Source organism: Isoptericola sp. NPDC019482 (assembly GCF_040632295.1).
Lineage (GTDB): Bacteria > Actinomycetota > Actinomycetes > Actinomycetales > Cellulomonadaceae > Isoptericola.
Genome location: NZ_JBEYBQ010000015.1, coordinates 52681 through 67644, shown reverse-complemented (window position 1 = coordinate 67644; position 14964 = coordinate 52681). Strand labels below are relative to the sequence as shown.

Genomic DNA, 14964 nt, shown 5'->3' with positions numbered 1-14964 from the left:
CACGACGACGCGGCGGCGACCCTCGGGTCACCGCCGCGTCGTCGTGCTCGTCGGGCTCAGGCCGACGGCGAGCCGCTGCCGCCTGCCGGCGGCGCGGCGGGCGGGTTCTCGGGCGGCGTCGACGGAGACGCCGACGGCGGGACCGAGGGCGAGGCCGGCGGCGGCTCCGAGGTCCCCGTCGACGGCGACTCCGGAGAAGTGCGCGTACTCGGCCGCTCGGGCGGCGGGGCGGGCGTCGTCGGGGCGGTGCGCCGCTCCGGCTCGACCGGGTCGGCGCGGTGCGCGGCGTGCGACAGGCCGCCCTCGGACGTCAGCGAGGGTGAGTCGATCACTACCTGGGGCCCGCCCGCGAGCTTGCGTAGCGCGCTGCCGAGCAGGATGAACACGATGCCCAGGCCGATGACGAGCGCGCAGACGCCGAACGCCACCACGGACGTGAACAGCGACGCGCGCAGGAACGACGCGTCCATGACGCTGTCGCGGACCGGGTCGTCCTGGTCGAGCTGGGCGTACGTCTTCCCGTCGGCCATCTCGGTGGCGTGCTTGTCGATCACCTCCGCCTGCGCGTAGGCGGTGAACGGCCCGGCGACGTGCTGGCCCGCGAACATGTTCGCGTCGTCGGAGACGGTGATCTCCTCGGCGGAGAGGGTCTGGGAGACGACCACCCAGACGCCCACGCCGAGCACGATCATGACGATGCCCGCGATCAGGGTGATCATCCCGATCCCGCGGACGCCCTTGGTCGGTTGAACGGTGACAGTGCTCGACATGTCGCACCTCTCCTCAGGTGTGCCGTGGCGCGTGCGCTGGAGGTACCGCTCCTCGCACGGTAGCGCCACCGCCCGGCTTCGGCTCGGCGAAGCCGCAGGTGGCCGCGCTGCCGATGGCAGGATGAGCCGGTGCACATCGTCCACGTCTCCGACTCCTACCTCCCGCTGCTCGGCGGCATCGAGACCCAGGTGGCCCGGCTCGCGCGCCGGCAGGCGGAGGCCGGGCACGACGTCGAGGTGATCACCACGACGCCGGGAGCGCCCGGCGAGCGCGGCGTCACCACCCGGCCCGGCGACGACGGCGTCGTGGTGCACCGCGTCGCCGCCCGGGTGCCGGGGGGCTACCCCGTCCACCCGCGCTCGACGGCGCACGTGCTGGCGCGGCTGCGGGAGCTCGAGGCCGGTGGCCGGCGGCCCGACGCCGTGCACCTGCACATGGGCGTGCTCGCCCCCACGGTCGAGCTGGCGCTCCGCCCGGTGACGCGGCTCGGGCTGCCCGCGCTGCTCACGGTGCACAGCGTGTGGGGCGACTGGGAGCGCGCGTTCGCCGCGCTCGACCGCGTGACCCGGTGGGCGGCGTGGCCGGTGCAGTGGTCGGCGGTGAGCGAGATGACCGCCGCTCCCCTGCGCCGCGTCGTCGGCCGGCGTCTTGGGTCCGACGCCGCCGCGGACCGGGTGTCGGTGCTGGGCAACGGCATCGACGTCGACGCCTGGCGGCTGCCGCGCGTCGAGCGCGGGGAGCGGGCGGAGGGGCGCGAGGTGCACGTGGTGTCGGCCACCCGGTTCGCGCCCCGCAAGCGCGTGCTGCCGATGCTGGAGTCGATCGGCGCCGCGGTGGAGCGGGCGCCGGGGCGCCTGGTCGCGACGATCGGCGGGGACGGGCCGCAGCTCGCCGAGGCCCGCCGCTGGGTGCGGGAGCACGGGCTTTCCGACACCGTGCGCCTCGTGGGCCGCCTCACCCCGACGGAGCTCAAGCGGCTCTACGTCCGCGCGGACGTCTTCGTCGCCCCGGCGGTCCAGGACGCGTTCGGCATCGCCGCGCTCGAGGCGCAGGCCGCGGGCCTCGCCGTCGTCAGTCGCTCGCAGTCGGGCGTCGCGGAGCGCCTGGTCGACGGGCGCGACGCCCTGCTGGTGGACGACGACGCCGCGATGGCCGACGCGCTCGTCCGCCTCGCCGACGACCCCGCCCTGCTCGACGCGATCATCGCCCACAACCGCACGGCCGAGCTCGCGACGTCCTGGCCCCGCGTCCTCACGGACGTCGACGCCGCGTACCGCACGGCGGCCTCGCTCACGCGCTGACCGACCGGCCGCCGTCGGGCATGGTCACGGACGGATCGGTGCCTCGGCGTATCACCGTCGCCGTGCGACTCCTCGTCACACCATGACCGGCGACGAGGGGATCGCCGGCTGACGTGAGGAGCAACGATGACCATCACGACACACACCCGCACCCGCCGCGCACGGCTCGCCGCCGTCGTGGGCGGGCTCGCGGCGATCGCGGCCCTGGGCATGACCGCCCCGACCGCCACCGCGGCGCCCGACGACGGCGGCGCACCCGTCCAGGTCGAGAGGGTGACCAGCGACTCGCCGGTCACCGTCCAGGAGGTCCGGGCGACCGCCGCCGCCGGCACGCTGTACTGCGCCGTCGTCGACGGGACGTTCGGCTGCAAGGACTACCCGATCGGCAAGGGCCTGGTCGTGGCCCGCCTCTACGACGGCGCCAGCTTCAGCGGCCGCCAGGTCGTGATCTACAACCCGAAGTACCGCGTGGGCTGCACGGCGAAGACCACCGACAACGAGGGCGGCTCCGTCCTCGGCGCGATGTCGAACAAGGTGAGCTCCGTGCGGACCTACAACCGCTGCGACGTGAAGCTGTTCGACGGCGCGTCGAAGAACGGCGCCAGCACCGGTTGGATCGACGTGAACAGCCGGCTGGGCTCGCTGAACAACCGGGCCAGCTCGTTCGCCATCTCCTGACGGGGACGCGACGGGAGCCGGCTTCCCGCCGCTACCTGCAGGCGTGATGCGCGGCGGGTGTCGTTCGTGAGAGCCGAGCGAGGCACGAGCGAATCATTCGAACGAACGACACCCGCCGCGCACCACGCCCGACACCCTCACTCCCACTCGATCGTGCCCGGCGGCTTGCTCGTCACATCGAGCACCACGCGGTTGACCTCGCTCACCTCGTTGGTGATGCGGGTGGAGATGACGGACAGCACGTCGTAGGGCAGGCGCGTCCAGTCGGCGGTCATGGCGTCCTCGGAGGACACCGGGCGCAGCACGATCGGGTGGCCGTAGGTGCGGCCGTCGCCCTGCACGCCGACGGAGCGGACGTCGGCCAGCAGCACGACGGGGCACTGCCAGATCTCGTCGTCCAGGCCTGCCTTGGTGAGCTCCTCGCGGACGATGGCGTCCGCCTTGCGCAGCGTCTCGAGGCGCTCGGCGGTGACCTCGCCGACGATGCGGATGCCGAGGCCGGGGCCGGGGAACGGCTGGCGGGCGACGATCTCCTCCGGCACGCCGAGCTCGCGGCCCACCGCGCGGACCTCGTCCTTGAACAGGGTGCGCAGCGGCTCGACGAGCTCGAACTGCAGGTCGTCGGGCAGGCCGCCCACGTTGTGGTGGCTCTTGATGTTGGCCGCGCCCTCGCCGCCGCCGGACTCGACGACGTCCGGGTACAGCGTGCCCTGCACGAGGAACTTGACCTCCTCGCCGTGGGCTCCCGCCTCGGCGACGATGTCGCGCTGCGCGTCCTCGAAGACGCGGATGAACTCGCGGCCGATGATCTTGCGCTTCGTCTCGGGGTCGCTCACGCCGGCGAGGGCGGTGAGGAACCGCTCCTTCTCGTCGCGGATGATGAGCCGCACGCCGGTGGAGGCGACGAAGTCGCGCTCGATCTGCTCGACCTCGCCCTCGCGCAGCAGGCCGTGGTCCACGTGCACGCAGGTGAGCTGGTCGCCGACGGCGCGCTGCACGATGGCCGCGGCGACGGCGGAGTCGACGCCGCCGGACAGGGCGCAGATGACGCGCGCGTCGCCCACCTGGGCGCGGATCGCGGCGACCTGGTCGGCGATGACGTTGCCGGGCGTCCAGTCGGCCTTGAGGCCCGCGCCCTCGTAGAGGAACTTCTCCAGGACGGCCTGCCCGTGGGCGGAGTGCTTGACCTCGGGGTGCCACTGCACGCCGTACAGGCGGCGGCCGGTGTCCTCGAACGCGGCGACGGGCGAGCCGGACGACGTCGCGAGCACCTGGAACCCCTCGGGCGCGGCGTGCACGGAGTCGCCGTGGCTCATCCAGGTGGTCTGGTGGTCGGGGGTGCCGGCCAGCAGCACGCCCGCCTCGCAGACCTCGACCTCGGTGCCGCCGTACTCCCGCTGCCCCGTCTGCGCGACGGTGCCGCCGAGCGCCTGCGCCATCGCCTGGAAGCCGTAGCAGATGCCGAGCACGGGCACGCCGGCCTCGAACAGCGCCGGGTCCACGAACGGCGCGCCCGTGGCGTACACCGACGACGGGCCGCCGGACAGGATGATCGCCGCCGGGTTCTTGGCGAGCATCTGCTCCGTGGTGAACGTGTGCGGCACGATCTCGGAGTAGACGCTGGCCTCGCGCACGCGGCGCGCGATGAGCTGCGCGTACTGGGCGCCGAAGTCGACGACGAGGACCGGGCGCGGGGTGGGGGTGGTGGCGGGAGACGTCACCGGCTCATCCTAGCCGCCGGACGCTCCCCCTCCCCGGCCCGTCCACGGGGTCACGCGGTGGGGTAGGTCACCTCGACGCGCCGGTTCAGGGCGCGCCCTGCGGGGTTGTCCTCGCCGTTCACCTCGTTGTCCGCGACGGGGTCGGCCTCGCCGTGGCCCTTGACCTTCAGGGCCAGGTCCGGCCGCTCCGCCTCGAGCACGTCGGCGACCGCGTTCGCGCGCTGCTCGGAGAGCTTGAGGTTCCTCGCGTCCGTGCCGATCGAGTCGGTGTACCCGTCCACCCGGACCGTCGCGTCCTGCGGGATGTCTGCGGCCAGGTCGGCCACCGCCTTCTCCGCCTCCGGCGTCAGCTCCGCCTTGCCGAAGTCGAACAGCAGGTCGGAGGTGAGCGTCACGACCGTGTCGTCCTCCTTCTCCTGCGTCTTCTCCAGCACCGTCGTGGAGTCGTCCGGCCGGAGGTCGAACGTCGAGTCCGGCGCGCGCAGGTCGAGCGTCGAGTCCGCGCGCATCGCGTCGGTGAGCTCGGCCGCCTCGACCTTCGCGTCCTGCTCCGCGAGCGCCTCGTGCGCCGCCATCATCAGCTCCGGGTCGGCCGAGGTCGTGGTGTCCGACGACGCGCTCGGGCTCGTCTCCGCGCCGGCCGGTCCCGCGGCGACCGCCGCGAGCAGCACGGCGAGCGCCGCGACGGCGGCTCCCCGGGCCCGGAGCGTCACTGCGCGGCCCCGTCGCCGTAGGTGACCGTCGCGTCCGTGAACAGCGGCAGCCCCTCCGCGGGCAGCACGTCCACGGTCGCCGGCTCGCCGTCCGGGGCGGGCAGCACGGCGGACGCCTCGATCGTCCCGTGGTTGGGGAACTTGAAGGTGATGTTCTCGAGCGGCGACACCAGCATCGACTCGCGGCACCTGAGCTGCGCGAGCGACGCCTGCGCCGCGTCGTCGCTGTCCAGCTGCCAGGCCCCCTCGGTGCAGTAGGGCTTGTAGGCCTTGAGGGCCGTGCGGTCGGTCACGGTCGTCGCGGGCACGACGCCCAGGTCGTAGTAGCTGGCGCCGGCGTCGGCGGGCGACTCGTCGTCGTCCCAGCGCAGCGCCCACCGCACGGTCATGTTCTCGGCGCCGACCTCGACGGAGCGCAGCGTCACGGTGAGCTCGCCACCCCACGCGTCGCCGCCGCCGTGCGGCGTGGCGATCTTCTGCTCCGCCATCACCTGGTCGGCGACGGTGGCGGTGCCCGGGTCGGCGGCGGCCTGCTCCGCGGTGGCGGCCTCGCCCGTCGCGCCGGCCTCGTCGTCGCTCGGGCTGCCGGTGCAGCCGGCGAGCAGGAGCGTGCCGGCGAGGGCGAGTGCTGCGGTGGTGCGGGCGCGTGCGGTCCGTGCGGACATGCGTCCTCCAGGGTCGGGGCACGGCCAGTACCCGGCCGTGGTGGGGGCAGGGGCCCCACTCTGGCACGCGCCGGCAGGGGTCCGCCCGGGGCATCCATGGGGAGAACTCCCCAGGTCACAGGCCTCGGGCGCCGGGGTCAGCCCAGCCGCTCGCGCAGCTTCCGAGCGGCGCGCTCGGGGTCCGGTGCCTGGGTGATGGCACGCACGACGACGACGCGCGACGCGCCGGCGTCGAGCACGGCGTCCAGGCGCTCGGCGTCGACGCCGCCGATGGCGAACCACGGCGTCGTCGGGCGGGTCGCGGCGACCTCGCGCAGCAGGTCGAGGCCGACCGCCGCGCGGCCGGGCTTGGTGGGCGTGGCCCACAGGGGGCCGACGCAGAAGTAGTCGACGTCCGGATCGGCCTCCGCCTCGGCCGCCTGCGCGGCGGAGTGGGTCGAGCGGCCCAGCACCGGGTCCGGTCCCAGCAGCGAACGCACCGCCGGCACCGGCAGGTCGCGCTGCCCCATGTGGACCACGGGCGCGCCGGCGAGCTGCGCGACGTCGGCCCGGTCGTTCACGGCCCAGAGCGCGCCGTGCTCCGCGGCGACGCGGGCGACCATCCCCTGCAGCTCGAGCTCGCGCGCGACGTCGAGCGTCTTGTCCCGCAGCTGCACCACGTCGACGCCGCCCGCGAGCGCCGCGTGCAGGAAGTCCTCCAGGTCGCCCCGGTCCTCGCGGGCGTCGGTGCACAGGTAGAGGCGGGCGTCGGCGAGGCGGGCGCGGGCCGCGTCGGCAGCGGGCGTGGTCGTGGTCACGCCGGCCAGGGTAACCACGGCCCGGGTTACAGTGGCCGCGCACGGGAGCCCCGCTCGGGGCTGAGAGGGCGTAGGAGCCGACCGTCGAACCTGATCTGGGTCATGCCAGCGAAGGGAGCGCACATGCCCACCTCTGCACCCGCTCCGGGATCCGTTCCCGCGGGCGCGTCCGCCCGCGACGTCGTCGTCGTGGGCGGCGGGATCGTCGGCCTCGCCGTGGCCTGGCGGGCCGCGGACGCCGGCCTCGCGGTCACAGTGCTCGACCCGTCGCCCGGCGACGGCGCCACCCGCGCGGCCGCGGGGATGCTCGCGGCCGTCAGCGAGGCCGACTTCGGCGAGCGGGAGCTCGCCCGCCTCAACGTCGCGTCGGCCGCCCGATGGCCCGCGTTCGCCGCCGACCTGGCCGCCGCGACCGGCCACGACGTCCCGCTGCTGCGCGCCGGGTCTCTCGCCGTCGCGTACGACGCCGACGACCTCGCGCTGCTGCGCCGCGTGCTGGCGCTGCACCGGGAGTGGGGCCTCGCGTCCGCGGAGGTCCCCGTCGCCGACGCGCGACGGCGCGAGCCGTACCTCGGGCCACGGCTCGCCGGTGCGGCCGTCGTCGACGGCGACCTGGCCGTCGACCCGCGAGCGGCGCACGCGGCACTGTGCGCGGCACTCGGCCCCGCCCTGGTCCGCCGCGCCGCGGTGCGTCTCGAGCGCGACGCCGCGGGCCGGGTCGTGGCGGTGCACGACGGCGCCGGTGCGCGGCACGCCACGGGCGCCGTCGTGCTCGCGACCGGTCACGGGATGACGGCGTCGCTGCTCGACGGCGTGCCCGAGGTCCGCGTCCCGGTGCGCCCCGTCAAGGGCATGACGGTGCGCCTGGACGCCCCGCCGGGCCTGGCGCTGGAGCACGTGGTACGCGGCACGGTGCAGGGGCGGTCGGTGTACGTCGTGCCGCGGGCGGCCGGCACCGGCACGGGACCGGGCAGCGGGCCCGAGCACCGCGAGATCGTCGTGGGCGCCACCAGCGAGGAGCGTCCCGACGACCGCCGCGCCGAGGCCGGCGGCGTCTTCGCCCTGCTGCGCGACGCACGCGCCCTCGTGCCCGGGATCGACGAGGCCGCGCTGGTCGACGTCACGCCGCGCGCCCGCCCGGCGACCCCCGACAACCTGCCGCTCGTCGGCGCCACCGCCGTGCCCGGCCTGCTCGCCGCCGTCGGGCACGGGCGCAACGGGGTGCTGCTCGCGCCGCTCACCGCCGACGCCGTGCTCGCCGCGCTGACCGGAGCTCCTCCCCCCGACGACGCGTTGTCCGCCGCCGACCCGCGCCGCTTCGCGCCCGCCGACCGTCCCGCCGACAGTCCACTCCCCGAAGGAGCCGCCCGATGACCGCCATCCCCGCCGCCCGCACCGCCGTCGTGAACGGCGAGGCCTACGCGCTCGACGGGCCGCACGGTGACGGCGTCGAGGCCGTCGTCGCGGCCCTCGTCCCCGCGTTCGTCGCGGACGGCACGGTGCAGGGCATCGCCGTGGCCGTGAACGACGCGGTCGTCCCCCGCGGCCTGTGGGCCGGCACCCGGATCGCGCCCGGCGACCGGGTCGAGATCGTCACCGCCGTCCAGGGCGGCTGACCTGAAGCACGCAGAAGGTATGGAGGAAGCATGACCAGCACGCCCGCCGCGGCGACGTCCGCCCCTGTCGCGCACCCGCTCGTCGACCCGCTCGTGGTCGCCGGCACGGAGATCGGCTCGCGCCTCGTCATGGGCACGGGCGGCGCGTCGAACCTCATGACGCTCGAGGACGCGCTGGTCGCGTCCGGCACCGGGCTCACCACGGTGGCGATGCGACGCGTCGCGGTGCGCCCCGGCGGCACGGGCGCGGAGGACGGCGGCATCTGGGGGCTGCTGGAGCGGCTCGGCATCCGCGCGCTGCCCAACACGGCGGGCTGCTTCTCGGTCGCCGAGGCCGTGCTCACGGCGCAGCTCGCGCGCGAGGCGTGCGGCACCGACTGGGTCAAGCTCGAGGTGATCGCCGACGACGTGACGCTCCTGCCCGACCCCCTCGGCCTCGTCGAGGCGGCCGACCGGCTGGTGCGCGACGGGTTCGTCGTCCTGCCGTACACGAACGACGACCCGATCCTCGCGCGCCGGCTGGAGGACGTCGGCTGCGCCGCCGTCATGCCGCTCGGCGCCCCCATCGGCACCGGCCTGGGAGTCCTCAACCCGCGCAACATCGAGGCGATCGCGTCCGCCGCGCGCGTGCCGGTCATCCTCGACGCCGGGGTGGGCACGGCGTCCGACGCCGCCCTCGCGATGGAGCTCGGCTGCGACGGCGTCCTGCTCGCGACCGCCGTCACGCGCGCCGCCGACCCGGTCCGCATGGCGCACGCCATGCGCCTCGCCGTCGAGTCCGGCCGCCTCGCCGCGGGGGCCGGCCGCATCCCCCGCCGCGAGGGCGCGCTGGCCAGCTCCTCCCCCGACGGCCGCCTCGACCTGGCGCTCTGAGCGAGCGCCGACAGCCCCGCTGCCGTGGAAGACTGCCGGCGTGCGTCACCGTGTCGCGGCACTGATCCAGCGAGAGGGCCGGCTCCTCGTCGTCCGGCAACGGTCCCGGGGACCCCACGGTCGGCACGACGGGCCCGCCTACCTGACGCCGCCCGGCGGAGGAATCGAGCAGGGCGAGACGCCCGCCCAGGCCGTGACACGGGAGGTCCGGGAGGAGGTCGGCCTCACGGTGCTGAGCGCGCAGCACGTCGCCGACATCGCCGAACCGGGCGGCACGACGACGGTGTTCGCCACCGCGGTCGCGGCCGGCGACCCCACGCTCGGTGTCGACCCGGAGCTCGACTGCACGTGCCCGCGCATGGTGGGCCTCGAGTGGGTCCCCGCGCCCGAGCTCGGCGCGTGGCGCGAGCCCGACGCCCGGTCCCTCCTCAGGATCGCGGCCGAGGGCGCCGGGGACGCACCCGCGGGGCGTTAGCGCGCCGCCAGCAGCAGCGCGGGCGCACCGCCCTCGACGGAGCGGGCGTCGACGCCGGCGGCGCGCGCGACGTCGGCCACGCGGGCCGAGCGGGCGCCGGCGGCGCAGACCAGCAGCACCGGGCGGTCGGCGGGCAGCGCGGAGATCGCCGCCGCGGCGCCGGCTCCCCCGCCGAGGAAGGCGCCGCTCGGCGACACCGTCGCGCCCGCGACCGGCAGCGCCTGCACCTCCCAGTCCTCGCGGACGTCGACGAGCGCCACGGGAGCCTCGCCCGCGAGCAGCGCGGCGGCGTCGACGGCGGTCATGCTGGCGGGCCCCAGGCCACCAGCCGTGGCGTCGACGTCGGCCGACCCGCCCACCGGGGCGGGCAGGCCGCAGAACGCGGCGTACGCGGCGTCGTCGGCCAGCAGCTCCGCCACGGGCTCGCGCGTCGGGTCAGGGCGGACGGCGAGCTGCCGCCACGACAGCTCGAGGGCGTCGTAGACGGCGATGCGGCCGAGCAGCGTGGTGCCCGCGCCGGTGATGAGCTTGACCGCCTCGGTGGCCATGACCGAGCCGACGGTGCCGCACAGCGCGCCGAGCACGCCGCCGGTGGCGCAGTCGGGCACGGTGCCCGGCGGCGGGGGGACGGGGAAGACGTCGCGGTAGGTGACGCCGCGGTCCCTGGTCTCCTCACCGGCCCCGTCGGCCAGCACCGGCGCGCCCCAGAAGACGGCGACCTGGCCGTCGAACTGGTGGATCGCGCCCCACACGACCGGCACGCCGAGGATCTCGGCCGCGTCGGAGACGAGGTAGCGGGTCGGAAAGTTGTCCGCGCCGTCGAGCACGACGTCGTACCCGCCGACGATCTCCAGCACGTTCTCGGGGGTGAGCCGCACCGCGTGGGCCACCACCTCGACGTCGGGCGCGAGGTCAGCGAGCCGGTCGCGCGCCGACTCGACCTTCGGCCGGCCGACGTCGGCGGTCCCGTGCACCACCTGGCGCTGCAGGTTGGAGACGTCCACGACGTCGTCGTCCACGACCCCGAGGGTGCCCACGCCCGCCGCGGCGAGGTACTGCAGGGCCGGGCTGCCGAGGCCCCCCGCCCCCACGACGAGCACGCGCGCGGCGGCGAGCCGGCGCTGCCCCTGGGGCCCGACGCCGGGCAGCGGCAGGTGCCGGGCGTACCGGGCGAGCCGCGCGGCGTCGAGCTCCGGGCCCGCGGCGACGAGGGGGGCGAGCGACGTCATGCCGCGTACCGCTCCTCGAGCGCCACGAGCTTGGCGTCGGCGTCGGCGTGGACGCGCTTCTCGAGGATGAACGACATCACCGGCACGACACCGGCGAACACCATGGTGGCGAGACGGCCGAAGCCCCAGCGCATCTTGGACCACAGGTCGAGCACCGTGACGAGGTACACCACGTAGATCCAGCCGTGCGCGAACGGCACCCAGCCCAGGTAGTCGACGACGAGCTCGACCGGCACCACGTACTTGAAGAACAGCTCGACGCACAGGATCAGCAGCATCACACCGGTGAGGATCGCCATGAACCGGTACCGCTTCAGGGCGCCGCGCGCCTTGCGGATGGCGGCCTCGGCCTGGCTGGTCGTGGGGGTCTGCTGCGGGGTGCTCACCCCAGCATCGTAGGCGCGAAACGGTGCGGTTAATTCGTGGCAGGGCGTCGGGGAATGTTCGTAGGCTGGACGACCGTGCGTCCCCTCCCCCTGCCCGACGTGGGCAGCCCTCCCCTGACGTCCCCCGCCCGGCTGCTGGCCTGGCAGGGGTGGCGGCAACGCGACGTGCTCGCGAAGTCCCTGGTGGCGGGCGTGGTGGCGATGCTCGCGTCGGCCGCGGCCCCGCTGCTCATCGGCCGCGCCATCGACGAGGGCCTGTCGCCGGGCTTCGGCGGCCCGCTGTTCGCGTGGTGCGGCGCGATGCTCGGCGCCGCCGCCGTGATCGTCGTCGCGGGCGTCTTCAACCACATCTGGGACGTCGAGAACTGGGTGCGGGCCTCGCTGTCGTTCTCCCAGCTCGTGGGCTACAAGGCCTCGCGGGCCGGGCACGCCATCACCCGCAAGCTCCCCACCGGCGAGGTCGTCTCCGCCGTCGCGAACGACGCGCTGCGCGTGGGCGACATGTTCTCCATGGCCGGCCGGTTCACCGGCGGCGTGATCGCGTACGTCGTCGTGGTGGCGATCATGCTGTCGCAGCACGTGCAGCTCGGTCTGGTCCTGGCGCTCGGCATCCCTGCGGTCGCGGCCGTGCTCGGCCTGCTGGTCAAGCCGTTGCAGTCGCGTCAGACGACGCAGCGCGAGGCCACGGGCCGCCTGACGTCGCTCGGCGCGGACACCGTCTCGGGCCTGCGCATCCTGCGCGGCATCGGCGGCGAGGACGAGTTCGCCGCCCGCTACGCGCGCCAGTCGCAGGAGGTGCGGCACCAGGGCGTGCGGGTCGCGGTGCTGCAGTCGGTGCTCGACGGCCTGCAGGTGCTGCTGCCCGGTCTGCTCGCCGCGCTCGTGCTCTGGCTCGGCGCCCGCGCCGCCGTACGCGGCGAGATCACCAGCGGCCAGCTCGTGACGTTCTACGGCTACGCCGCGTTCCTCGCGTGGCCGGTGCAGATGGCCACGCAGATGCTGCAGATGGTCATCCGCGCGGTCATCTCGTCGCGCAAGATCCTCGACGTCCTGCGCGTCACGGAGGCGACGCCGTCCGCGTCGACCCCCGCGGACGCGCCGCCCGCCGGTGCCGAGCTCGCCGACGAGGTCAGCGGCCTGGTGCTGCGCGACGGCCGCGTCGTCGGCCTGGTCAGCGCGGACCCGGACGCCTCGGCACGCGTCGCGACGCGGCTGGGACGGCTCGACGACGAGGCCGAGACCGGCACGCCGGTCCGGCTCGGCGGCGTGCTGCTCGCCGACCTCGACAAGGAGGCGCTGCGCCACCGCGTCGTCGTCTCCGAGGCGACACCGCACCTGTTCTCGGGCGTGCTCGGCGAGGCCCTCGACGCCCGCGGCCGGGCCACCGAGGCCGACCTGCTGGCCGCGATGGTCACCGCGGACGCGCACGACGTCCTCGACAGCGTGCCCGGCGGCCTCACCGGCGAGCTGCCCGAGAAGGGCCGCTCGCTCTCGGGCGGCCAGCGGCAGCGCGTGGCGCTCGCGCGGGCCCTGCTCACCGAGCCGGAGATCCTCGTGCTCGTGGAGCCCACCAGCGCGGTGGACGCCCACACCGAGGCGCGGATCGCGGAGCGCGTGGCGCAGGTGCGCCGCGGCCGCACCACGCTCGTCGTCACCGCCAGCCCCCTCGTGCTGGACCACCTCGACGAGGTCGTGCTGCTCGACGACGACGCCACCGTCGCGGCCAGCGGCACGCACGCCGAGCTGCTCGCCCGCCGCGACGCCCACGGCGCCGCGTACCGCGCCGTCGTCGGACGGAGCATGGCGGAGGACGCCGACGACGAGTCCGGCGAGCTGACCGACACCGACCTGGAAGGAGCGGCACGATGAGCAGCACGACGAGCGGCACCACCAACCCGAACCTGCTGCCCATCGCCGACCGCGCCGAGGTCAACCGCACGGTGGGCCGCCTGTTCCGTCGCCACCGCGGCCAGCTCGGCGGCGTCGCGGTGCTGCACACGCTGGCGGCGCTGGCCGGCCTGGCGGGCCCGTTCCTGCTGGGCCGGATCATCGACCAGGTCGCAGCGGGCACCACGCTGTCCTTCGTCGACACGACGGCGCTGGTCCTGGTGGGCGCCGTCGTCGCGCAGGCCGTCATCACGCGGTACGCGCAGCGGCTGTCCATGGTCTTCGGCGAGCGGGTCTTCGCGGACCTGCGCGAGGAGTTCATGGACGCCGTGACGAGGCTGCCGCTGTCCACGGTGGAGAAGGCCGGCACGGGCGACCTCGTCGCGCGCACCACCAACGACGTCAACAAGCTGCAGCACGCCGTGCGGTTCGGCGTGCCGCGGGTGCTCGTGTGCGTCGTGACGATCCTGCTCACGCTGGTCGCGTCGTTCCTGGCGAGCCCGCTCGTGGCCGTCGGGCTGCTCACCGGCGTGCCGCTGATCGTCGTGGCCACGCGCTGGTACCTCAGGCGCGCGACCCCGGGCTACCTGCGCGAGTCCGCGGCCTACGCCACGATCAACGGCTCCATCACCGAGGCGGTCGAGGGGGCGCGCACCACCGACGCCCTGCACCTCGGGGCCCGCATCCGCCGGCGCATCGACCGCGACCTGCGCGAGGCGTTCGACGCCGAGTCGTACACCCTCGGGCTGCGGCTGCGGCTCATCCCGTCCCTCGACGCCGCCGTCGCGATCGCGCCGATCGTCGTCATCCTGTGGGGCGGCTGGCTCGTGTCGCAGGACCTCGTCACCGTGGGCACCGTCGCGACCATCGCGATGTACGGCCACCAGATGGGCGGCCCGGTGTTCGACCTCGTGTTCTGGCTCGACGAGCTGCAGGTCGCGGCCGTCGCGCTGGCGCGCGTCGTCGGCGTCGGGCTGGTCGGCCCGGACCGGACCGCCGGCACCGCCGTCCCGTCGTCGGAGGACGTCCGCGCCCGGGCCGTGCGGTACGCGTACCGCGAGGGTCACGACGTGCTGCACGGCATCGACCTGGACCTCGCCCCCGGCGAGCGGCTCGCCGTCGTCGGGCCGTCCGGCGCGGGCAAGTCGACGCTGGGCCGCATGCTCGCCGGCATCCACCCGCCCACCGGCGGGTCGGTCACCGTCGGCGACGTGCCGCTCGTCGAGCTGCCCCTGGAGGACCTGCGCCACCACGTCGCTCTGGTCACGCAGGAGCACCACGTGTTCGTCGGGTCGCTGGCGGAGAACCTGCGCCTCGCGGACACGTCCGCCACGGACGACGCCCTGTGGGAGGCGCTCGGGGCGGTCGACGCCGCGTCGTGGGCGGCCGCGCTGCCTGACGGGCTGGAGACGGCGGTCGGGTCGGGCGGTCACACCCTCACGCCCGCGCAGGCGCAGCAGGTCGCGCTCGCGCGGCTCGTCCTGCTCGACCCGCACACGCTCGTCCTCGACGAGGCGACGTCGCTGCTCGACCCGCGGGCCGCCCGTCACCTGGAGAGGTCGCTCAACGCCGTGCTCACCGGCCGCACCGTGGTCGCCATCGCGCACCGCCTGCACACCGCGCACGACGCCGACCGCGTCGCCGTCGTCGACGGCGGCCGCATCACCGAGATCGGCCCGCACGACGACCTCGTCGCCGCCGGCGGCGACTACGCCAGGCTCTGGCACAGCTGGCAGCACGAGTAGCCCACCCGCCCAGATCGAGGTACCCGTCGTGAAGTCGACCCACTGAAGGTCGATCTCGCGACGGGTGCCTCGATCTCGCGAGGTTGTCCACAGCGGCCCCGCCGGGC

The 14964-nt window shown here is 75.2% G+C and carries 15 protein-coding genes and 1 riboswitch; of the genes, 8 read left to right on the top strand and 7 right to left on the bottom strand.

Features of this window, described 5'->3' with window-relative positions; translation table 11 throughout:
• Positions 1-56: 56 nt before the first annotated feature.
• On the bottom strand, positions 57-770 hold the full coding sequence (locus tag ABZ493_RS11990) for a hypothetical protein (protein ID WP_430582396.1): 714 nt from the start codon (positions 768-770) through the stop codon (positions 57-59).
• A 129-nt stretch (positions 771-899) separates the two neighbouring features.
• On the opposite strand from ABZ493_RS11990, the gene ABZ493_RS11985 reads away from it, so the two are divergent.
• Positions 900-2072 carry a glycosyltransferase family 4 protein gene (locus ABZ493_RS11985; RefSeq protein ID WP_430582395.1) on the top strand — a complete coding sequence of 391 codons (1173 nt, stop codon included), beginning with the start codon at positions 900-902 and terminating at the stop codon, positions 2070-2072.
• 126 nt (positions 2073-2198) lie between these two features.
• On the top strand, positions 2199-2750 hold the full coding sequence (locus tag ABZ493_RS11980) for a hypothetical protein (protein ID WP_430582394.1): 552 nt from the start codon (positions 2199-2201) through the stop codon (positions 2748-2750).
• Between the two features lie 137 nt (positions 2751-2887).
• Here ABZ493_RS11980 and guaA read toward each other — a convergent pair whose 3' ends face one another.
• The 4 genes from guaA to thiE form a co-directional block, all read right to left on the bottom strand.
• The gene (guaA, locus tag ABZ493_RS11975) at positions 2888-4471 is read right to left on the bottom strand and encodes a glutamine-hydrolyzing GMP synthase (RefSeq protein WP_430582393.1); all 1584 of its coding nucleotides are present in this window, start codon (positions 4469-4471) and stop codon (positions 2888-2890) included.
• Positions 4472-4521: 50 nt separating this feature from the next.
• A complete protein-coding gene (locus ABZ493_RS11970) occupies positions 4522-5184 on the bottom strand; it encodes an OmpA family protein (protein WP_430582392.1) in 663 nt (220 codons plus the stop codon).
• A complete protein-coding gene (locus ABZ493_RS11965) occupies positions 5181-5849 on the bottom strand; it encodes a hypothetical protein (protein WP_430582391.1) in 669 nt (222 codons plus the stop codon). The genes ABZ493_RS11970 and ABZ493_RS11965 overlap by 4 nt, the downstream gene beginning before the upstream one ends.
• Positions 5850-5986: 137 nt before the next feature.
• The gene (gene thiE, locus ABZ493_RS11960; RefSeq protein WP_430582390.1) at positions 5987-6646 is read right to left on the bottom strand and encodes a thiamine phosphate synthase; all 660 of its coding nucleotides are present in this window, start codon (positions 6644-6646) and stop codon (positions 5987-5989) included.
• A 31-nt stretch (positions 6647-6677) separates the two neighbouring features.
• Positions 6678-6780, top strand: a riboswitch (TPP riboswitch).
• Here thiE and thiO point away from each other — a divergent pair.
• From thiO to ABZ493_RS11940, 4 genes are all read left to right on the top strand, one after another.
• On the top strand, positions 6770-8020 hold the full coding sequence (gene thiO, locus ABZ493_RS11955; RefSeq protein WP_430582389.1) for a glycine oxidase ThiO: 1251 nt from the start codon (positions 6770-6772) through the stop codon (positions 8018-8020). It overlaps the preceding riboswitch by 11 nt.
• Positions 8017-8262, top strand: coding sequence for a sulfur carrier protein ThiS (gene thiS, locus ABZ493_RS11950; protein ID WP_430582388.1), 246 nt, complete (start codon positions 8017-8019; stop codon positions 8260-8262). The genes thiO and thiS overlap by 4 nt, the downstream gene beginning before the upstream one ends.
• A gap of 30 nt (positions 8263-8292) precedes the next feature.
• On the top strand, positions 8293-9135 hold the full coding sequence (locus tag ABZ493_RS11945) for a thiazole synthase (RefSeq protein WP_430582387.1): 843 nt from the start codon (positions 8293-8295) through the stop codon (positions 9133-9135).
• Positions 9136-9175: 40 nt separating this feature from the next.
• Entirely contained in the window at positions 9176-9610 is a 435-nt protein-coding gene (locus ABZ493_RS11940) for an NUDIX domain-containing protein (protein WP_430582386.1), read from the top strand.
• Here the strand turns inward: ABZ493_RS11940 and ABZ493_RS11935 are convergent.
• Together ABZ493_RS11935 and ABZ493_RS11930 are read right to left on the bottom strand one after the other, a co-directional pair.
• Complete coding sequence (locus tag ABZ493_RS11935; protein ID WP_430582385.1) at positions 9607-10839, bottom strand: ThiF family adenylyltransferase; 1233 nt, start codon at positions 10837-10839, stop codon at positions 9607-9609. The genes ABZ493_RS11940 and ABZ493_RS11935 overlap by 4 nt on opposite strands.
• Positions 10836-11225, bottom strand: coding sequence for a DUF3817 domain-containing protein (locus ABZ493_RS11930; RefSeq protein ID WP_430582384.1), 390 nt, complete (start codon positions 11223-11225; stop codon positions 10836-10838). Before ABZ493_RS11930 ends, ABZ493_RS11935 begins: the two co-directional genes overlap by 4 nt.
• A 54-nt stretch (positions 11226-11279) precedes the next feature.
• Here ABZ493_RS11930 and ABZ493_RS11925 point away from each other — a divergent pair, with 54 nt between their 5' ends.
• Positions 11280-13094: an ABC transporter ATP-binding protein gene (locus ABZ493_RS11925; RefSeq protein ID WP_430582383.1), complete on the top strand. Its 1815-nt coding sequence runs from the start codon at positions 11280-11282 to the stop codon at positions 13092-13094.
• Positions 13091-14857: an ABC transporter ATP-binding protein gene (locus ABZ493_RS11920; protein WP_430582382.1), complete on the top strand. Its 1767-nt coding sequence runs from the start codon at positions 13091-13093 to the stop codon at positions 14855-14857. Before ABZ493_RS11925 ends, ABZ493_RS11920 begins: the two co-directional genes overlap by 4 nt.
• The last annotated feature ends 107 nt before the right edge of the window (positions 14858-14964 follow it).